General features: G+C 66.4%; 20 protein-coding genes. 11 read left to right on the forward strand and 9 right to left on the reverse strand.

Annotation, left to right across the window (positions count from 1 at the left end):
* Positions 1–24 precede the first annotated feature (24 nt).
* Positions 25–555 carry a superoxide dismutase family protein gene (gene sodC, locus WV31_RS20895; RefSeq protein WP_085375326.1) on the reverse strand — a complete coding sequence of 177 codons (531 nt, stop codon included), beginning with the start codon at positions 553–555 and terminating at the stop codon, positions 25–27.
* A 222-nt stretch (positions 556–777) separates the two neighbouring features.
* On the opposite strand from sodC, the gene WV31_RS20900 reads away from it, so the two are divergent.
* Together WV31_RS20900 and WV31_RS20905 are read left to right on the forward strand one after the other, a co-directional pair.
* Positions 778–1,224 (forward strand): response regulator, encoded by a 447-nt coding sequence (locus tag WV31_RS20900; RefSeq protein ID WP_085375327.1) that lies wholly within the window; start codon positions 778–780, stop codon positions 1,222–1,224.
* A 40-nt stretch (positions 1,225–1,264) separates the two neighbouring features.
* Complete coding sequence (locus WV31_RS20905) at positions 1,265–3,730, forward strand: EAL domain-containing protein (protein ID WP_237051407.1); 2,466 nt, start codon at positions 1,265–1,267, stop codon at positions 3,728–3,730.
* A 28-nt stretch (positions 3,731–3,758) separates the two neighbouring features.
* Here the strand turns inward: WV31_RS20905 and WV31_RS22320 are convergent, their stop codons facing one another.
* The gene (locus WV31_RS22320) at positions 3,759–4,112 is read right to left on the reverse strand and encodes a hypothetical protein (protein ID WP_085375329.1); all 354 of its coding nucleotides are present in this window, start codon (positions 4,110–4,112) and stop codon (positions 3,759–3,761) included.
* Between the two features lie 170 nt (positions 4,113–4,282).
* On the opposite strand from WV31_RS22320, the gene WV31_RS20915 reads away from it, so the two are divergent.
* The 5 genes from WV31_RS20915 (at position 4,283) to WV31_RS20935 (ending at position 8,821) form a co-directional block, all read left to right on the forward strand.
* Complete coding sequence (locus WV31_RS20915) at positions 4,283–5,383, forward strand: branched-chain amino acid ABC transporter substrate-binding protein (RefSeq protein WP_085375330.1); 1,101 nt, start codon at positions 4,283–4,285, stop codon at positions 5,381–5,383.
* 71 nt (positions 5,384–5,454) lie between these two features.
* Positions 5,455–5,784: a four-helix bundle copper-binding protein gene (locus tag WV31_RS20920; protein ID WP_085375331.1), complete on the forward strand. Its 330-nt coding sequence runs from the start codon at positions 5,455–5,457 to the stop codon at positions 5,782–5,784.
* Positions 5,785–5,945: 161 nt separating this feature from the next.
* Positions 5,946–6,236, forward strand: coding sequence for a hypothetical protein (locus tag WV31_RS20925; protein WP_085375332.1), 291 nt, complete (start codon positions 5,946–5,948; stop codon positions 6,234–6,236).
* A complete protein-coding gene (locus tag WV31_RS20930; protein WP_085375333.1) occupies positions 6,237–7,415 on the forward strand; it encodes an MFS transporter in 1,179 nt (392 codons plus the stop codon).
* Between the two features lie 32 nt (positions 7,416–7,447).
* Positions 7,448–8,821, forward strand: a complete 1,374-nt coding sequence (locus tag WV31_RS20935) for an FAD-binding oxidoreductase (protein WP_085375334.1) — start codon at positions 7,448–7,450, stop codon at positions 8,819–8,821.
* Positions 8,822–8,828: 7 nt separating this feature from the next.
* Here the strand turns inward: WV31_RS20935 and WV31_RS20940 are convergent, their stop codons facing one another.
* Together WV31_RS20940 and WV31_RS20945 are read right to left on the reverse strand one after the other, a co-directional pair.
* The gene (locus WV31_RS20940) at positions 8,829–9,023 is read right to left on the reverse strand and encodes a hypothetical protein (protein WP_085375335.1); all 195 of its coding nucleotides are present in this window, start codon (positions 9,021–9,023) and stop codon (positions 8,829–8,831) included.
* Between the two features lie 115 nt (positions 9,024–9,138).
* The gene (locus WV31_RS20945; protein ID WP_237051408.1) at positions 9,139–9,906 is read right to left on the reverse strand and encodes a DUF2189 domain-containing protein; all 768 of its coding nucleotides are present in this window, start codon (positions 9,904–9,906) and stop codon (positions 9,139–9,141) included.
* A gap of 183 nt (positions 9,907–10,089) precedes the next feature.
* Here WV31_RS20945 and WV31_RS20950 point away from each other — a divergent pair, with 183 nt between their 5' ends.
* The 3 genes from WV31_RS20950 to WV31_RS20960 all read left to right on the forward strand — a co-directional run bounded on the left by WV31_RS20950 (position 10,090) and on the right by WV31_RS20960 (position 14,130).
* A complete protein-coding gene (locus WV31_RS20950) occupies positions 10,090–10,593 on the forward strand; it encodes a MarR family winged helix-turn-helix transcriptional regulator (RefSeq protein ID WP_168186019.1) in 504 nt (167 codons plus the stop codon).
* 183 nt (positions 10,594–10,776) lie between these two features.
* Positions 10,777–11,982 (forward strand): thiolase family protein, encoded by a 1,206-nt coding sequence (locus WV31_RS20955; protein WP_085375337.1) that lies wholly within the window; start codon positions 10,777–10,779, stop codon positions 11,980–11,982.
* Between the two features lie 42 nt (positions 11,983–12,024).
* Positions 12,025–14,130, forward strand: coding sequence for a 3-hydroxyacyl-CoA dehydrogenase NAD-binding domain-containing protein (locus tag WV31_RS20960; protein WP_085375338.1), 2,106 nt, complete (start codon positions 12,025–12,027; stop codon positions 14,128–14,130).
* A 105-nt stretch (positions 14,131–14,235) separates the two neighbouring features.
* Here WV31_RS20960 and padI read toward each other — a convergent pair whose 3' ends face one another.
* From padI to WV31_RS20985, 5 genes are read right to left on the reverse strand one after another with little or no spacing between them, the layout of a single operon-like run.
* Positions 14,236–15,645 (reverse strand): NADH-dependent phenylglyoxylate dehydrogenase subunit beta, encoded by a 1,410-nt coding sequence (gene padI / locus WV31_RS20965; RefSeq protein WP_085375339.1) that lies wholly within the window; start codon positions 15,643–15,645, stop codon positions 14,236–14,238.
* Between the two features lie 2 nt (positions 15,646–15,647).
* On the reverse strand, positions 15,648–16,880 hold the full coding sequence (gene padH / locus WV31_RS20970) for an NADH-dependent phenylglyoxylate dehydrogenase subunit epsilon (RefSeq protein ID WP_237051409.1): 1,233 nt from the start codon (positions 16,878–16,880) through the stop codon (positions 15,648–15,650).
* 8 nt (positions 16,881–16,888) lie between these two features.
* Positions 16,889–18,115 (reverse strand): NADH-dependent phenylglyoxylate dehydrogenase subunit alpha, encoded by a 1,227-nt coding sequence (gene padG, locus WV31_RS20975; RefSeq protein WP_085375341.1) that lies wholly within the window; start codon positions 18,113–18,115, stop codon positions 16,889–16,891.
* Between the two features lie 2 nt (positions 18,116–18,117).
* Positions 18,118–18,387: an NADH-dependent phenylglyoxylate dehydrogenase subunit delta gene (gene padF, locus WV31_RS20980; RefSeq protein ID WP_085375342.1), complete on the reverse strand. Its 270-nt coding sequence runs from the start codon at positions 18,385–18,387 to the stop codon at positions 18,118–18,120.
* The gene (locus WV31_RS20985; RefSeq protein ID WP_237051410.1) at positions 18,384–18,911 is read right to left on the reverse strand and encodes a 2-oxoacid:acceptor oxidoreductase family protein; all 528 of its coding nucleotides are present in this window, start codon (positions 18,909–18,911) and stop codon (positions 18,384–18,386) included. The genes padF and WV31_RS20985 overlap by 4 nt, the downstream gene beginning before the upstream one ends.
* Before the next feature lie 321 nt (positions 18,912–19,232).
* Here WV31_RS20985 and WV31_RS22255 point away from each other — a divergent pair, with 321 nt between their 5' ends.
* Entirely contained in the window at positions 19,233–19,382 is a 150-nt protein-coding gene (locus tag WV31_RS22255; RefSeq protein WP_168185815.1) for a hypothetical protein, read from the forward strand.
* Positions 19,383–19,393: the final 11 nt, after the last annotated feature.

A 19,393-nucleotide genomic window follows, 5' to 3' on the forward strand; every position in this document is an offset into this window, starting at 1 on the left:
GCGGCCCCTCGGCCGATCGTTCCTCTATTTGGCGGGCACCACGCCGCAAGCCACCCGGCCGCCGCCGCCGCCCAGGGGCTTGGGCTGGTCGGCGTAATTGTCCGCCCCCGCATGGATGATCACGGCCCGGCCCTTGAGGTCGGAGACCTTGAGCTTGGGCGCGGTCATCGCGTCGGTGGCGGTGCCGTCGCCGTTGACCGCCAGCGCCGGCAGGTCGCCCAGGTGCCCGTGGCCCCAGGGGCCTTCGTGCCTGGCCGCCTTGGCCGGATCGTAATGGCCGCCGGCGGACAGACCGGGCACCATCTTGCCGTCCTGCTCCTTGGGCTGGCAGCTCGGATTCTCGTGGACATGGAAGCCGTGCGGCCCGGGGGTCAGCCCGGACAACTTGGGCATGACCATCAGCCCGCCCTTGGTGTCCCTGACCGTGACGGTGCCGATTCCGGCCCCGATTCCATTGGCGTCGATGGCGTTGACCGGAATCACCAGTTCGGCGGCCAGCGCCTGTCCGGCCGCCAGCACCAATCCCAGGCCGGCGAAAATGAATGTCCGTCCCATGCGTCCTCCCGCTGTGCGCAAGCGGTTCCGCCGGGTGCGGCGGCCCCTCGTTCAAGTTGAAGGTGATGAGGCCGTCGGCGTTATTCAACCGGGCCTCGGTCATAGCCCCTCAGAAATAATCCCAACAAAAGGCACATTTGGCGTGCAAGCCGGTTTCCATACGGCTAAACCCGTAATATAGTTTTCGCTCGCCCCGGTTGGCGGGAGAAGGGGGAGTCGGTCTTGACCCTGCGCAGCGCATCGGAAGCTTTTGAAATCCTACTGGTCGAGGACAATCCGGGTGACGCCCGGCTCGCCCAGGAAGCCCTGAAGGAAGGGCGCATGACCAGCCGCCTGAAGGTGGTGGTCGATGGCGTGGAAGCCATGTCTTTCCTGCGCCGCGAGGGGCCCTATGCCGGCTCGCCCCGCCCCAACCTGATCCTGCTGGACCTCAACCTGCCCCGCAAGGACGGCCGCCAGGTCCTGGCCGAGCTCAAGGCGGACGAGGACCTGCGTCGTATTCCCGTGGTGGTGCTGACCACCTCGCAGGCGGAGCAGGACGTCCTGCGCAGCTATGACCTGCACGCCAATTGCTACATTACCAAGCCCGTCGATCTCGACCGCTTCATCTCGGTCGTCAGATCCATAGAGGAATATTGGTGCTCGGTGGTCACACTGCCGCCGCGCTGAGCACCACCGCGCCATGAGTGGCCCTCGCCCCCTCCCTGCCATGCTGACGGTCCTCGTCGTCGAGGACAATCCCGGCGACGCCCGTCTCGTCGAACTCTACCTCCACGAGGACCCCGCCCGCCCGTTCAAGGTGGTGAAGGCCGCCCGGCTGTCCGAAGGCCTGGCGGCGCTGCAGGCCCAGCCCATCGACGTGGTTCTTCTGGACCTGTCGCTGCCCGATTCCTTCGGCATGGACAGCCTGGCCCGATTGCGCACGGCCAGCCCCACGATTCCGGTGGTGGTGCTGACCGGCACCTCCGACGAAGGGCTGGCGCTCGAAGCGCTGCGCCAGGGGGCCCAGGACTATCTGGTCAAGGGCCAGGGCGACGGCGAACTGGTGCGCCGCGCCATCCGCTACGCCATCGGCCGCTCCAACGCCGACGCCGCGCTGCGCCAGAGCGAATCGCGCTTCCGCGCCCTGTTCGACAATGCCGGCACCGGTGTGATCCTGTCCGATGCCGGCGGCAGCTACATCCACTGCAACCCCGCCTTCTGCTCCATGGTCGGCTATTCCGACGCCGAATTGCAGGCCATGACGTACCGGGACATCACCCATCCCGACGATATCGAGGCGCATCGGCAAATGCGCGACGACATGATGGCCGGGCGCATCGACAGCTACGAACTGACCAAGCGCTACATCCGCCGCGACGGCGCCATCGTCTGGGCGCGCCTTACCGTCACCGCCATGCGCGAAGGGGCCGAGAACGAGCCCCGCTTCACCGTGGCGGTGGTCGAGGACGTCACGGAGCGAAAGCGCCTCGAGGACCACATGCGCCTTGCCGCCACGGTGTTCGAGAGCACCGGCGAGGGCCTGTTCGTCACCGACGAGAAGCGGCGCATCATCCACGTCAACCCCGCCTTCACCGAGCTGACCGGCTATCCCGCCGACGAGGTGATCGGCCGCACCCCCCGTTTCCTGGCCTCGGGCCGCCATCCGCCGGAATTCTATGACGTCATCTTCAGGACCCTGGCCGAGACCGGCAAGTGGCAGGGCGAAATCTGGAACCGCCGCAAGACCGGCGAAATGTTCGCCGAGTGGCTGAACATCTCGGTGGTGCGGGACGAGCGCGGCGAGCTCTCCAATTACGTGGCGGTGTTCTCGGACATCACGTCGCGCAAGCAGGACGAGGAGCGGCTCAGCTATGCCGCCAACCACGATCCGCTGACCCGCCTGCCCAACCGCACCCTGTTCCAGGAACGCCTGTCGCGGGCGCTGACCCGCGCCCACCGCAACCAGTCCCTGGTCGCGCTGCTGTTCATCGACCTCGACTTCTTCAAGCAGGTCAACGACACGCTGGGCCACCTGGCCGGCGACATCCTGCTGCAGCAGGTGGCCGAGCGCCTGAGCTCATGCGTGCGCCAGGGCGACACCGTGGCGCGGCTGGCCGGTGACGAGTTCACGGTCATCCTGGAAGAGATCGGCGACCCCCGCGACGGCGCCGTGGTCGCCCACAAGATCCTGTCGCTGCTGGCCGAGCCCTTCGACCTGCAGGGGCACGAAGCCCGCATTTCGTCCTCCATCGGCGTGGCGCTGTACCCGTCCGACGGCGGCGACGCCCAGACCCTGATCAAGCTGGCCGACGCCGCCATRTACCGGGCCAAGCACCAGGGCCGCAACGCCTGCCGCTTCCATTCCGAGACCGTCAACGCCCTGGCCTTCGAGCGGCTGGCCCTGGAAAGCGCGCTGCGCCATGCGGTGGAACGCCGCGAGTTCCTGCTGCACTACCAGCCCATCTTCGACGCCCGCAGCGCAGACATGGTGGCGGTCGAGGCCCTGTTGCGCTGGCGCCATCCCGATTTCGGCCTGATCATGCCCAACCAGTTCCTGCCCCTGGCGGAAGAGACGGGCCTGATCCTTCCCATCGGCCGTCTGGTGCTCGACGAGGCCTGCCGCCAGGCCAAATCCTGGCTGGATGCCGGTCATGCCGGCCTCAAGGTGGGCATCAACCTCAGCCCGAGGCAACTGCGCGCCCCAGAACTGATCGAAGACATCGCCGCCGCCCTGGAATCCAGCGGCCTGCCCCCCGGCACCCTGGAACTGGACGTGCCGGAAAGCGCCATCATCGACAAGGGCCAGGACGTGGACGCCATCTTCACCCAGTTCAAGACGCTGGGCGTGCGCATGGCCATCGACGCCTTCGGCTCGGGCTATTCCTCCTTCTCGTTCCTGCGCAAGCTTCCCAGCAACACCTTGAAGATCGACCAGAGCTTCGTGCGCGACGCCGCCTCGGGCACCGAGGAATCCGAGATCGTCACCGCCATCGTCGCGGTGGCGCGCGGCCTCCACCTGTCGGTGGTGGCGCCGGGCATCGAAAGCCAGGAGCAGCTGGATCACCTGGCCAAGTACGATTGCGACATGGTCCAGGGCTTCCTGTTCGCCCACCCCATGCCGGCCGAGGAGCTGACCGCGTTCCTGGCCGCCGCCAAGCGCCCCGCCGCCCTGCCGGTCAGGCCGCCGGCCTGACGGATCAGGCCGGCAGCGCCGACAATTCTCAGCCCTTGGCCAGGGCCTGGGCCACCACCATCCGCACCCAGGCGGCCCGCGACAGGCCCAGGGCATCGGCCCTGGCGTCGATCTGCGGCAGCTGCGCGTCCTCGAAGCGGATGATCACCGCCTCCTTCTTGCGCTTCTCCTTCTTGCCGCCCTTCTTGTCCTTCTTGTCTTTCTTGCCCTTCTTGGACTTGGCGTCCTTCTTGTCGGCCTTGGGCGCGGGGACTTCGGGCATTGCGGCGGCAGGAACCTCGGCGGGAATTTCGGCCTTGGCGGCAGGCGCCGCCTTTTTCGTCCTGGGCGCCGCCTTCGGCTTGGCGGGGGTGACGGCCTTGACCTTGTTTTCGTCCGACATCGATCCTACTCCGAATCCATTCGGCGCCATGCGTCGGCGCCACAAATACATATATATCGAAGCGATATCGCTTTTCAAGCCGTTTCCGTGACCGGATTCCGCTGTGGCGCGTTGCGCATCCGCTGGTAGACTGAAATCCGGACATTTCATATCTCAGGGAGGAGACAGACATGGGCAGGATCGGGATTACGGGGATCAGTCTGGCGGCGGCATTGCTGGTAACGAGCGCGGCGCGGGCCGACATCACCATCGGCGTGGCCGGGCCGCTGTCGGGCAGCGAGGCCGCCTTCGGCGAGCAGTTCAAGCGCGGCGCCATGAAGGCCATCGAGGACATCAACGCCAAGGGCGGCGTCCTGGGCCAGAAGCTGGCCCTGGCCATGGGCGACGACGCCTGCGATCCCAAGCAGGCGGTGGCGGTGGCCAACGAAATGGCTGCCAAGAAGGTGCCCTTCGTCGCCGGCCACTTCTGCTCGGGCTCGTCCATTCCGGCGTCGGAAGTCTATGCCGAGACCGGCATCCTGCAGATCTCGCCGGCCTCGACCAATCCGAAGTTCACCGAACGCGGCCTGCCCAACGTGTTCCGCACCTGCGGCCGCGACGACCAGCAGGGCGTCATCGCCGCCGAATACATCGCCAAGCACATGAAGGGCAAGGTGGTGGCCATCGTTCACGACAAGTCGGCCTACGGCAAGGGCCTGGCCGACCAGACCCGTGACGCGCTGGGCAAGAACGGCATCAAGGAAGCGGTGTACGAGGCCATCTCGGCCGGCGAGAAGGACTATTCCGCCCTGGTCACCAAGCTGAAGGCGGCCAAGGTCGATCTGCTGTATTTCGGCGGCTACAAGACCGAGGCGGGCCTGATCGTCCGCCAGCTGCGCGACCAGGGGATGCAGACCCGGCTGATGGGCGGCGACGCCCTGGTGACCGAGGAATACTGGGCCATCACCGGGGCCGCCGGCGAGGGCACCATGATGACCTTCAGCCCCGACCCCCGCAAAAACCCGGCCAACGCCGATCTGGTCAAGTACTACCGCGCCCAGAAATACGAGCCCGAGGCCTATACGCTGTACACCTACGGCACCATCCAGGCCTGGGCCCAGGCCGCCGAAAAGGCCAAGTCCACCGACTGGAAGAAAGTGGCCGCCGTGCTCAAGGCCGACAAGTTCGACACCGCCATCGGCAAGATCGGCTTCGACGCCAAGGGTGACGTCGCCGCTCCCGGCTATGTCATGTATGTTTGGAAGGGCGGCAAGTACGATTACGCGGATTGACGCCTTCCGCCACCGGGTCTACCAAGGAAGCGGGCCGGACTCGTCCGGCCCGTACAGGGGAGAAACGCAAAATGCCTTTGTCCGATTGCATCGACGCCTGTGAACAGGCGCACCGGGCCTGCACCGAGTCGGTGATCCACGGCATCCAGCAAGGCGGCAGCGCCGCCGAATGGGAACTGATCCAACTGCTGCTCGACTGCGCCGACATCAACGAGACCGCCGCCGACTTCATGCTGCGCTCGTCGCGCCTGCACCACCTCACCTGCCAGGTGGCGGCCGAGGTATCCGACAAGTGCGCCAGCGCCTGCGAGAAGCTGGCCAAGGAGGACGTGCGCCTCAAGGAATGCGCCGAAGCCTGCCGCCGGGCCGCCACGGCCTGCCGCAAGACCATCAAGAACTGATAACCGCCGACCCGATGAACTGAAACTTCAGTTCATCGGGGAGAAGGCAAGGGCAAGGCCCGCCGCGGCTTATGCCGCGAAAGCCAAGCGAAGCGCCCGGCGACTGAGGGACTTACGGTGAGCCGCCCCTCGGCTCGCCGGCACAACATGAACAGGAGATCATGGTGAAGGACGAAACCCGCATCGTTGGCAACCTGCCCAACCTTCGCATGGAGATCGTCCATCGCCAGGATCCGGATGGCGCGGCCGAGCATGTGAGCATCCACCTCTCGGCCACGCCGTCCTTCCAGGCGGCCGAGGCCCTGCTGCTGGGGGGCATGTCGCCCCAGGCCTGGAGCGATCCCCTTGCCCTGTGGAACACCATGACCCAGGCATGGCTCGCCCCCTGGACCCGGATGCTGGGCGGGACCAATCCCTGGCTCGACGCCCTGACGCATCGCGATTCCAAGTAGATGACTCCTGAACGGACCTCGTGGCTCGCCGTCCTGGGGGCGGTGGGAGCGGGGGTCGCCGCCGCCTTCCAGGTGGGCAAGGCGCCCATCGCGCTCCCCTTCATCCGGGGCGAGATGGGGCTCGACCTCTCCCACGCCGCCTGGATTTTGTCCATCTTCGCCCTGATGGGCGCGGCCGCCGGGGCCGGCATGGGCACCTTGGTCACCCGCGTGGGCTCGCGCCGGCTGCTGCCCATCGGACTCGGCATTCTGGCGGCGGGAAGCCTGGCCGGGGGCCTGGCCCCGGGCTTCGGCGGATTGCTGGCCGCCCGGGTGGTGGAAGGCATCGGCTACATGCTGGTGGTCATTTCCGCCCCCGCCCTGATCACCCTGATGACCACCCCCGCCCAACGCCAGATGGCCTTCGGCCTGTGGGGAGCGTTCATGCCCTTCGGCATGGCGGTGTCCATGGCCGCCGCCCCGGCGCTGCCGCTGGTCGGCTGGCGCGGCCTGTGGCTGGGCATGGCCGCGCTGCTGGTCCTTTACGCCATTCTGGTCCACGTCCGCATGCCGCGTCCGCCCAGGCCACCCCGGCAGGACAGCCACATTCTGCATGACGTGGCCGACACCCTGCGGGCCCCCGGTCCGCTGCTGCTGGCCGCCACCTTCATTCCCTATTCCGCCGCCTATGCGGCGCTCACCGGCTTTCTGCCCACCCTGCTGATCGAGCGCATGGGGGTCAGCCCCGGTACCGCCGGACTGATGGCCGCCCTGGTGGCCGGGGTCAACATCATCGGCAACCTCTCCTCGGGCCCGGCGCTCCGCCTGGGCCTGCCCCGGCGCAAGGTGATGGCCGCCGCCTTCGCGGTGATGATGGTGGGCTGCCTAGGCATCTTCCAGCCCTGGGTCCCGCCGGCCGCCGCCTATGGCCTGTGCCTGATGGTCAGCGCCTGCTCGGGCCTGCTGCCCGGCTGCATCCTGGGCTCGGCCTCGGTCTACGCGCCGCGCCTGCCCCTGGTGCCGGTGACGCTGGGCCTTTACATGCAGGGCAGCAACTGGGGCCAGCTGATGGGGCCGGTGGTGGTGGGCGCCGCCGTCTCGGCATGGGGCTGGTCCGCCGCATCCCTGGTCCTGGGCGCCGCCACCCTGTGCGGCATCGGCATGGCGCTGGCCTTGCGCCGGGCCGGCAAGGAACCTTAATTTAAGCGGTCCTACCATAGAGGCCAGCCCCCATGCCCCTTCCCGCCGCTCTCGCCGCCGATCTCGCCAGCCGCTTCGGCGAGCGCTTCTCCACCGCCCAGATCGTGCGCGAGCAGCACGGCAAGGACGAATCCCATTTCGCCCCCTGCCCGCCCGAAGCGGTGGTCTTCGCGCTCACCACCGAGGAGGTGGCGCAAACCGTCAAGGCCTGCGCCGCCCACGGGGTTCCGGTCATCGCGTTTGGCACCGGCACCTCGCTGGAAGGACATGTGGCGGCGCTTTCGGGCGGCGTGTGCATCGACGTCGGCGGCATGAACCGGGTCCTCGAGGTCAGGCCTGAGGATCTGGACGTCACCATTCAGCCCGGCGTCACCAGGAAGCAGCTGAACGAATACCTGCGCGACACCGGCCTGTTCTTTCCCATCGATCCCGGCGCCGACGCCTCCCTGGGCGGCATGGCGGCGACCCGGGCGTCGGGCACCAACGCGGTGCGCTACGGCACCATGCGCGAGAACGTGCTGTCGCTGGAGGTGGTGCTGCCCGACGGCCGCGTGATCCGCACCGCCAAGCGGGCGCGCAAGTCATCGGCCGGCTACGACCTCACCCGCCTGTTCGTGGGCTCGGAAGGCACGCTGGGCATCATCACCGAGCTGACGCTGCGCCTGCACGGCATCCCCGAGGCCATCTCGGCGGCGATCTGCCCCTTCCCCTCCATCGAGGCGGCGGTCAACACCGTGATCCTCACCATCCAGTCCGGGGTGCCGGTGGCGCGCATCGAGTTCCTGGACAAGGTGATGATCGGCGCGGTCAACCGCTATTCCAAGACCGGCCACAAGGAGGCGCCCACCCTGTTCTTCGAATTCCACGGCAGCCCGGCTTCGGTGCAGGAACAGGCCGAGAAGGTCGAGGCCATCGCCGCCGAATTCGGGGCCGAGGGCTTCCAATGGGCCACCGGCGCCGAGGAGCGCACCAAGCTGTGGTCGGCACGCCACAACGCCTATTACGCCGGCGTGGCCATGCGCCCCGGTTGCCGCGCCTGGACCACCGACGCCTGCGTGCCCATCTCGCGCCTGGCCGAGTGCCTGCTGGAGACCGAGGAGGATCTCAAATCCACCGCTCTCACCTCGGCCATCGTCGGCCATGTGGGCGACGGCAACTTCCACGTCATGCTGCTGGTCGATCCCGCCCGCCCCGAAGAGATCGCCGAGGCCGAGCGCATCAACCACCGCATCGTGCGCCGCGCGCTGGCCATGGACGGCACCTGCACCGGCGAGCACGGGGTGGGCCACGGCAAGATGGCCTTCCTGGAGGAGGAATACGGGGACGCCCTGGACGTGATGCGCGCCATCAAGCGCGCCATCGACCCGGCCGGGATCATGAATCCCGGCAAGATCGTCATTCCGTAAACGGAAGTCAGGCGGCGGCGCCCAGTTCGGCGATGAAGGGATAAAGCTGATCGACGATCAGCCGGATGGTGTCGGCATCAAGGGACGGGATCATGGCGGTCAGCAAGGTGACGGCGGCGCCACGTTGAGCGACCGCATCCAGCCCCCCCTTGCGGGCGTCCGTCACCGCCTGTGCGATGATCTCTCTCAGCGATGGGTCCATGATCGGCCTATGAACGAAACAAGGTTGCAGCATCTACACTGCAACCTTGCCTCGTCTTCATGCGCCGATCCACCAACGAACAGGAAGAAGTTGTAAGTCCCTGTGACGCAGGGAATCAGTGTCCGCCCATCACGTCGCGATAGGCGTGCCAGCTGGCGTGGCCGATCACCGGCAGGGCCACGACCATGCCGACGAAGGCGATCGCCATGCCGAAGAAGGTCACCACCGCGATGGTGGCTGCCCAACCGATCATGGTGCGCCAGTTGAGCCGCACCGCCTGTATGCTGAACTCCATGGCCTCGACCACGCCCACGTCGCGGTCCAGCAGCATGGGCATGGCGAAAACGCTGATGGAAAAGGCGATGACCGCCAGGATTCCGCCCACCAGCGTGCCGATTGCCAGGAAGCGGAAGGAGGCCGGGCGCAGCACCACGTCCTCGATGAAATTGTCCAGCGGCAGCGGCATGCCCGGCGGGTAGAACAGGGCGAACACCACCAATCCGGCCAGCAGCCAGGCCATCAGCAGGATGGACAGAACCAGCCCCATATTGCCGATCTGGTCCAGACGGGACCTGACGCCGCCCACCACCAGTCCCAGACCGACGGGCTGGCCGCTTTCCTGCCTGCGGCTGATCTCGTAGAGAAACACCGCCGCCAGCGGCCCCACCAGCATGAAGCCGGCGGCCAGCGGGAACAGCAGCGAGCCCATGTCCATGGCGTTGAGAATCAGGAACAGCGCCATGCCGATACCGGCGTACAGCGCCCCGAAGCCGAGGCTGAGGCCGGGATTGCGCCAGGTGTCGCGCCAGCCGGCGTTGAGCCACTCGGACGCCTGGGCCGGCGTCACCAGCCGGGCATCGTATCGATGGGAATGAATGGCCATGGAAATCATCTTACCCCCCTGTGCGAAGGAGTGTCCCAACCTCCGCGCCCCGGCGCGAAGCACTGCCGCCCTACATGTGGAAATCCCGCCGGAGTTAAACAAGGCCATCCGTCCGTATTGCAGTTGTGCGCCCGGCGTAAAAGCAATACACATTTGTGCCGGCAATTGTCGAAAGAGGCTGATTTGGCGATCAAACGCACCAGAAAGACCGCACCCGACAAGGCGGAAGTCAAGGCGCAGCCCTCACTGCTGTCGGGCATGGAACTGGACATTCTCGACGACATCGTCGGCTATCGCCTGCGCCGCGCCCAGGTGGTGGTCTATCAGGACTATGTCCGCACTGTCGGTTCGCTGGACATCCGGCCGTCGCAATTCGCCGCCCTGACCATCATCGGCGCCAATCCCGGCCTGTCCCAGACCACGCTGGCCGCCACCATGGGCATCGACCGCTCGGGCGCCGTGATCCTGATCGACGCGCTGGAGGGCAAGGGGCTGGCCAGCCGCGTTCCCTCGCCCACCGATCGCCGCACCTACGCCATCATGCTGACCGAGAAGGGCGGCAAGACCCTGGCCGAGCTGAAGCAGCTGGTGGCCGAGCACGATCTGCGCATCACCTCGCAGCTGTCCGACGCCGAGCGGACCCAGCTGCGCGATCTGCTGCACCGCCTTTATACTCCCCAGTTCTAGGCTGGAACCCGCGCCGGTGCTGGCCGCGCCCTGCCCCTCGCCGAGATTGTTGACCTGGTCAACTGTTGTGAGGAGCAAATATTTGCCTTTACCGCATTTCCGAAGACCGCTAGAGTGGTGGCAATCCGGGAGTCACCCGCGTCACCGCATCCCTTGCGGCAAAAAAACATTTGGGAGTGCGTCATGTCCTACAATGTCGAGATCCCCTACGGCTGCTACTGGTCCACGCCGTTCGCCCGCTGGCAGGGCGCCTACGCCAACCTGCATTCCATGGAATTCGCCGCCCACGTGGCCAAGGCCGAGCTGGCCAAGCGCCAGATTCCGGCATCCGTGTTCGACGCGGCGGTGATGGGCATCTCGGTGCCCCAGAAGCACTCGTTCTTCGGCACCCCTTGGGTGACCGCCATGCTGGGCGCCGGACAGGTGGGCGGCCCGACCATTTCCCAGGCCTGCGCCACCGGCGTGCGCTGCCTGCAGGCGGCGACCCAGGAAGTGAACGACGGCATCGCCGGCGTGTCCCTGGTGCTGACCTGCGACCGCACCTCCAACGGCCCGCACGTGTTCTATCCCAAGCCCGCCGCCCCCGGCGGCACCGGCGACGCCGAGAACTGGGTGATGGACAATTTCGGCTATGATCCCGTCACCACCAAGTCCATGCTGGTCACCGCCGAGAACACCGCCAGGGAATTCGGCCTCAACACCGCCGAGCAGCACGAGCTGGTGCTCTATCGCCAGGAGCAGTACAAGGCCGCCCTGGCCGATGACAGCGCCTTCCTCAAGCGCTTCATGACCCTGCCCTTCGACGTGCCCGCCCCCAATTTCAAGAAGAATGTCGCCACCCTGTCGGGCGACGAGGGCCTCAGCGTCTCGACGCCTGAGGGCCTTGCCAAGCTGAAGCCGGTGCTGCCCGACGGCACCATCACCTTCGGCTGCCAGACCCACCCGGCCGACGGCAACGCCGCCATCATCGTCGCCAATCCCGACCGGGCGCGCGAGCTGTCGCGGAACAAGGCCATCCGGGTCCGTGTGCTCGGCTTCGGCCAGAAGCGGGTCGAGCCCGCCTACATGCCCAAGGCCCCGGCCCCCGCTGCCCAGATGGCTCTGAAGCAGGCCGGCATCAGCCTGTCGCAGGTCAGTGTCATCAAGCTGCACAACCCCTTCACCGCCAACGATTTCGCCTTCGCCCGCGCGCTGGAGATCGACGTGAAGAGCTTCAACAATTTCGGTTCGTCCCTGCTGTGGGGCCATCCCCAGTCGCCCATGGGCACGCGCGGCATCATCGAGGTGATCGAGGAGCTGGCCTTGAAGGGCGGCGGCTACGGCCTGTTCTCCGGCTGCGCCGCCGGTGATTCCGCCATGGCCGTGGTCCTCCAGGTCACCGACGCCTGATTTCGAACGAAACGAACCGAATTCATCCAAGGAACCGACATCATGAGCGACGTCGTCACTCTTTCTATCGCTGACCGTATTGCCACCGTCACCATCGATTCGCCCCCCGTGAACGCCGCCGATCATCCGGTGCGCGCCGGGCTGCGGAAGGCCTTCACCGATCTGGCCGGCCGTTCCGACTTCGACGCGGTGGTGGTTTGCTGTGCCGGGCGCACCTTCATGGCCGGCGCCGATATCGGCGAGTTCGACACCGGCATCAAGCCCCCCCACCACCAGGACCTGTTCAATCTGGTGGAAGCCTGCGCCAAGCCGGTGGTCGCCGCGCTCCACGGCACCGCTCTCGGCGCCGGCACCGAGCTGGCCATGGCCTGTCATTACCGTGTCGCCGACAAGGGTGCCCGCATCGGCCTGCCGGAACTGTCGCTGGGCATCATCCCGGGCGCCGGCGGCACCCAGCGCGCGCCCCGCCTGATCGGCCTGGACGCCGCCATGGATCTGGTGCTGTCGGGCAAGCCCCTTCCCGCACCCAAGGCCCTGGACCTGGGTCTGGTGGACGAGATCGCCCAGGGCGACGTCAACGCCGCCGCGCAGGCCTTCGCCAAGAAGCTGGTGGCCGAGGGCAAGGGCGTGCGCCGCACCTGCGACATGACGCCCAAGGATGCCGCCAAGGCCGCCGAGATCATCGCCGCCCGCCAGGCCCAGGTGGCCAAGTCCATGAAGAACCGCACCTCGCCCTTGAAGGCGCTGGAGGCCATGGCCGCCACCACCACGCTGTCCTTCGCGGAAGGCCTGAAGCTGGAAGCCGACATCTCCAAGCAGCTGGAGCATGCCGTCGAGGCCCGCGCCATGCGCCACCTGTTCTTCGCCGACCGCGAAGTGCGCAAGATTCCCGGCATCACCAAGGACATCAAGGCGCGCCCCATCCGCAAGGTGGGCATCATCGGCGCCGGCACCATGGGCGGCGGCATCGCCATGTGCTTCGCCAATATCGGCGTGCCGGTGACCATCATCGACGTGTCGACCGAGAACCTGGACCGCGGCTTTTCCGTCATCCGCAAGAACTACGAGCGCTCGGTGTCGCGTGGCTCGCTGACCCAGGAACAGCTTGAAGGCCGCATGGCCCTGCTGACGGCGTCCACCGACTACGCCGCCCTGTCCGATGCCGATCTGGCCATCGAGGCGGTGTTCGAGAAGATGGAGCTGAAGAAGGACATCTTCGCCAAGCTCGACGCCGTGCTGCCCCAAGGCGCCATCCTCGGCACCAACACCTCGACGCTGGATATCGACGAGATCGCCAATATCACCAAGCGCCCCGCCGACGTCATCGGCCTGCACTTCTTCAGCCCGGCCAACGTCATGCCGCTCCTGGAAATCGTCCAGGGCGCCAAGACCAGCATGGACGTGCTGCTGACCGCTCTCGATATGGCCAAGCTGATCAAGAAGACCGGCGTGGTCTCCAAGGTCTGCTACGGCTTCATCGGCAACCGCATGATGGACCCCTACGGCCGCGAGGCCGAGCGCATGGTGCTGGAAGGCGCCACCCCGGCCGAGGTGGACGGCGCGCTGGAGGAATGGGGCATGGCCATGGGCATCCTGGCCGTCTACGACATGGCCGGCGTCGAGGTGGGCGACAACACCCGCATCGCCAACCCGCACATGGTTCCCGACGATCCCAGCTTCTACCGCTGCTCCGCCCTGCTGGTGGCCAACAAGTGGCTGGGCCAGAAGGTGGGCCGCGGCTATTACCGCTATGACGGCGGCAAGCGCGCCTCGTGCCCCGAAGTCATCGAGATGATGCACGCCGAAGGCAAGCGCCTGAACGTGCCGGCAAGGAAGCCGGCCAAGCAGGAAATCCTCGAGCGCTGCCTCTATTCCATGATCAACGAGGGCGCCAAGCTGCTGGAGGAAGGCATCGCTTTGCGCGCTTCCGACATCGACGTGGTCTACACCGCCGGCTACGGCTTCCCGCGCTATCGCGGCGGCCCGATGTTCTATGCCGACACCGTGGGCCTCAAGGTCATCTACGACAAGATCGTCGAGTTCCAAAAGACCCTGGACCCGCGCTACTGGACGCCCGCGCCCCTGCTGGAGAAGCTGGCCAAGGAGGGATCGACCTTCGCCAAGTGGGACGCCTCCAAGGCCAAGTAATTCATCCTCCCGGATGATCACTGGGACCCGCCGGCTTCTAGGCCGCGGGTCCTTTTTTTGACTGTCGGACATAAAAAACTCCCCGCCGAAGCGGGGAGTTGAATGTCAGTTCCGGGCGATTTCTCGCCGTGCGGACTGGGTAGGTTCGGCTCCGACCGGGGTGGAGGATCCGGTCGGAGCCCTGTGCGCCGCAAGCGGCGGAGGGGACTCCGCCGCCATCAGTTTGAGCAGCGCAACCTGCTCGTCCACCTTGGCCTGGATGTGGGCGAGCTGGTCTTGGGACAGATGACGGTACTTGCCGATCATCTTGACGTATTCGGCGACCGGATAGGCGTTATCCGGCGAATGGGTGAAGCGCAGGCCCGTGGAATTGGTGTATTCCCACAAGGGATTGAAGTTGCTGTCCACGCTCATGCGGCAGGCTTCGATCACCTTGGACGAGGGAACACGCCAGCCGGTGGGGCACGGCGAGTAGATGTGAAGGTAGGAGAAGCCCTCGAACGACGCCTCGACGGCGCGGTCCAGCTTCTCGTAGAGGTCTTCCATGTAGCCGGTGGACGCCGTCGCCACATAACGGCACTTGTGGGCCGTCATGATCAGCGGCAGGTTCTTGGCGTCCTGGGTCTTGCCCTTCATGTGCTCGCCCACCGGGGTGGTCGAGGTCCACGAGCCGTAGGGCGTGGTGCCGGACCGCTGCATGCCGGTGTTCATGTAGCCTTCGTTGTCGACGCAGACATACAGAACCTTCTCGCCGCGCTCGGCGGCGCCCGACACGGCGTGGAAGCCGCAATCGGACGTGCCGCCGTCACCGGCCAGCGCCATCACCACGATGTCCTTGCGCCCGATGCGGTCGTAATAGCGGCGGATGCCCGCCAGCATGGAGGCGGTGTTGGTGAGCAAGGGATGGAACACCGGAACCTTGGTGCCGGTCTTGCCGTTATAGCCCACCGAGCCCATACCGGGAATGCAGCCCGGCGGGGTGGCCAGCACCGAGTTGCGGCCGATCTTGCGCATGGCGTGGCGCATGATCAGTTCGGAATTGCAGCCCTGGCACCCCGACAGGCCGGGGACGAACAGGTCTTCCTTGTCGCCATACTGATTGAAGATGGTTCCCGCCTTGCGGTACTCCAGCGCGCCCGTGGGGCAGACCTTGACACAGGCCGGGTCGCCGTCGCACTGGTCGCACTTGGCGACGCGGGCCACCGTCTCGTCCACCGCGATGCCGCCATAGGCGCAGCCCGCCGTGCACAGCAGACAATCCACGCACTTGGACGCATCCCAGCCGACGACGCCGTTGCCGCCGTCCTTGTCCAGGGCGCCCGAGGGGCAGACCTGGACGCATTTGGGATCGCCGCACTGGCGGCAGATGGCGGTCTCGAAGGTGCCGGCCTTGGCGCCGGGCACGATGGAGATGCGAGAGGCGCCCTGCTTGGCCGTGGAACAGGCCGTCATGCAGTCGCCGCAGCCGTCGCAGAGCGAGGCCTTGAAGCTGATGCTGTCGAATGCCGCGCCCATCCTTACCTCCACTGCTCGCTCATCAGGCGACGGCCGGTTTCCACCGGACGGGCCAGGAAGGCGTCCTTGCACGCGCCCAAATCCACCCGCCGGCGGATCAGTTCACCCATGATGCCCACGTCGAAGGGCTCGTCCACGCTGGCATAGCCCACCAGCCGGTTGTCCTCGAGCACCAGCCGGCGATAGGCGCTGCCATCGCTCTCCACCGCCTCGACACCGTCGGTGGCGGCGGCGCGGCCGATGGACAGCGCCACCCGGCCGAAGAAGCGGTAGGTGTTGACCGGCAGCCCGCCGGCGTAATCCTTGCGGTAGGAATCCCCGGCCATGCCCTGGCCGGCGATCTTGCCCTGCTCCACCGCCGTCGGGATGATGCCGATCAGCGCCGGCTTGCCGGTATGGAAGTCGGTGGCCTGGGCCACGTCGCCCGCCGCCCAGATGCCGTCGATATTGGTGCGCATGGCCTCGTCCACCAGGACGCCCTTGTCCACCGTGACGCCCGAGCCTTCCAGCCAGTCGGTCACGGGGCGCACGCCGGTGGCGACCAGCAGCAGATCGGCTTCAAGCGTCCCGCCGTCGTCGACGGTCACCTTGCCCGGCGCCACCTCGGTGACCCGGCGGCCGAGCTTCAGCTCCACGCCGTGCTTGGTGAAGGCCTCTTCGATGCGGGTGCTGGCCTTGGCGTCGAAATAGCCGGGCAGGACGTGGTCCTGCATCTCCACCACCGTCACCTTGAGGCCGGCTTCGGCCAGGTTTTCGGCGGCGTGCAGACCCACCAGCCCGGCGCCCAGCACCACGGCCGACTTGGCCGAACCCATGGCGGAGCGCAGGCCCTCGGCGTCGGCCAGGGTGCGCAGCACGTGATAGCGCACAGAGTCCAGCCCCTTGACCGGGGGAATGGCCGGCGCCGCGCCGGTGGCGATCAGCAGGGTCTGGTAGCGCCAGACCTCGCCGCTCTCCAGGCTGACCGCCTTGGTCTTGGAATCCAGCGACACCACGCGGGCGTTGGGCACATAGGTGCAGGCGTTGGCCTCGAAGAAGCTCTGGTCGCGCAGCAGCACCTTGTCCGGGGCCGAGCGCCCCGACACCACATAGGGCAGGATGGTCGGCGAATAGGGCAGCCGCTGATCGCGGGTCAGCATGGCCATGGAGCCGTCGGGATCCACCAGACGGATGGCGCGCAGGGCTTCCAGCGCCGCATGGCTGGAGCCGACGAGAAGGTATTTGGCCTCGGGCATCATCGACCTCAATCGTTCTCGTTCAGCCACACGGGACCGGCGGCGGCTTCGCCCCCGGCCAGACGGAAGGTGCGCCGCACCACTTGGGCGAAGTGCTCGACGGTGATGTCGGCCCCGGCCAGTCCGCCGATGAAGCTCATCATGGGGATGCGGGCGGTCTGGTGGGCATAGAGCGCCGCCAGCACCTCCTGGAAGGCCGGGCCGCAGTTCCAGCCGAAATTGACCGAGCGGTCCACCACGCCGATGGCCTTGACCTTGGAAAGGGCCTGGGCAATGCGAGCGGCGGGGAACGGGCGGAAGGTCTTGATCTTGACCAGACCGACCTTCTTGCCGTCGGCCCGCGCCTCGTCGACCGCATCCTTGGCGGCGCCGGTCATGGAACCGATGGTGACCAGCGCCACCTCGGCGTCCTCCATGCGGTATTCCTCGATCAGCGGCGACCAGTAGCGCCCCGTACGCTTGCCCCAATCGGCATGGGCGTCCTCGATCACCTGCAGCGCGGTCTGCATGCCTGAGCACAGGCCCTTCCTGTACTTGACGAACATGGAAGGCCCGACGCCGCCGGCGCCCCCCGTGAGCGGGTCCACCGCCATGGGGCGCTCGGGGTCCAGGCAGGCGTGCCAGTTGACCTGCTTCTCGCCCAGGAAGGCGTCGACCACCGACTGCTCGGGCAATTCCACCCGCGCCACGCCATAGGACAGGTAATTGCCGTCATGGTTGACGTTGACCGGCAGCATCACGTCGGGATGCTCGGCCACCTTGTAGGCGATGGGGATGGTATCGAGGATTTCCTGCTGGGTCTCGCAGTACATGTGGATCCAGCCCACCTCCTTCACCGTCATGGCGTCCTGCTGGCCGCCCCACACACAGGTGGGCGACACGGCGTCGCGGGTGACCAGCGACACCACCATGGGCAGGCGCAGGCCCGGCGTGCGGAAATAGGGCTCGAACATGAAGGCCAACCCTTGCGCCGACGTGGCGGAATAGGTCCGGGCCCCGGCCAGCACCGCGCCGTGCAGCACCGACAGCACGGTGTGCTCGCCCTCCACGTCCATCAGATCGGCGTCCATGCGGCCGTCGGCGATGAACTGGGCCAGATACTCCACCAGCGAGCTTTGCGGCGTGATGGGATAGACGGCCACCATGTCGGGACGCGACAGGCAGGCGCCCCAGGCCGCCGCCTCGTTGCCGTCGCAGACGATGACCTTACCGGTCGGAGCGGTGATCTCGTTCATGCTCAACCCTCCGCCTCTTCAACCATCTTGATGGCGCCATGCGGGCATTCCTCGGCGCAGATGCCGCAGCCCTTGCAGTAGTCGTAGTTGAAGTCGAACCACGCCGCCTTCTCGACCACGCACTGCACCGGACAGTACAGCCAGCAGGTGGCGCACTTGACGCAGCGGTCGCGATCGACGATGGGGCGCAGCGCCCGCCAGTCGCCGGTGAGCATGGTGGTGTACTCGGTGGCGATGGGGCACATATTGTCGGGAACATTTCTGAGGCTCATGCCGCCTTCTCCTTGCCGAGATCCAGCACGACGGTCTCGGCATAGCCGCGCCGCACCGCCTCGATGTTCTGCTTCAGGCCGGCGTCGCGGAAATGGGCCTCTTCCAGCGCCTTTTCCAGCGATTCCACGCTCACCAGACCGGTAGCCTTGGCGAAGGAGCCCAGCATGATGGTGTTGGTGATCTGGCGCTTGAAGATGTCCATGGCGATGGGAATGGCGTTGCAGGTGGCCACCCGGCTGACCATGGAAGGCACCTCGATGTCGCCCGGCGCCTTGGACGTGGCCATGATCAGCGTTCCGCCCTTGGGCATGCCGGCGAACACGTCCACCGCGCGGGCCACGGTGGGATCGATCACCACGACGATATTGGGGGTGTAGATATTCGTGACACGGCGGATCTCCGTATCGGAGAGCCGGAGAAACGCCACCACCGGCGCGCCGCGGCGTTCGAAGCCGAAGGCGGGAATGGCCATGACGTGTCGCCCTTCCTCCACCAGAGCGGCGGCCAGAATGGCGGAAGCCAAGACGGCACCTTGTCCGCCACGGCCATGAAGACGCACTTCATGCATGGTTTCCCGATCCTCCCGTAGACCTCTAAGCCGTTACCGGCACTTGACGGCCGGTTAATTCGGTATTTCATTACCTATTACAGATTTCCATCGCTAAAAGCAAGTTTCGTATCACGTTGCATTGCGGAATCCGCATGGGGGATTTTTGCCCCGCCACCGCACGATTTTGCTGGATTTTGCAGTGCGGAATGGGGTAGCTACTCCTTCAGGATAGTATAATACCTCCTTAGGGTAGGCAAATTTACGTAGAGGGCTGTAATCATGTATGATTCCACCATGGCTTCGAACGACACCAATGCGCGCAACTGGATCGCGCTGGGCATCGTCGGCCTGACCGCCCTGGCCATCACGGTGCTGTTCTCGCCGGCCGTCGGCCTCTACGATCTCGGCCCGGCGCAAAAGCAAATCGCCGCCAGCGGACGCTGACGGCGATCGGT

Origin of the sequence: Magnetospirillum sp. ME-1, assembly GCF_002105535.1 — a bacterium.
Taxonomy (GTDB): Bacteria; Pseudomonadota; Alphaproteobacteria; order Rhodospirillales; family Magnetospirillaceae; genus Phaeospirillum.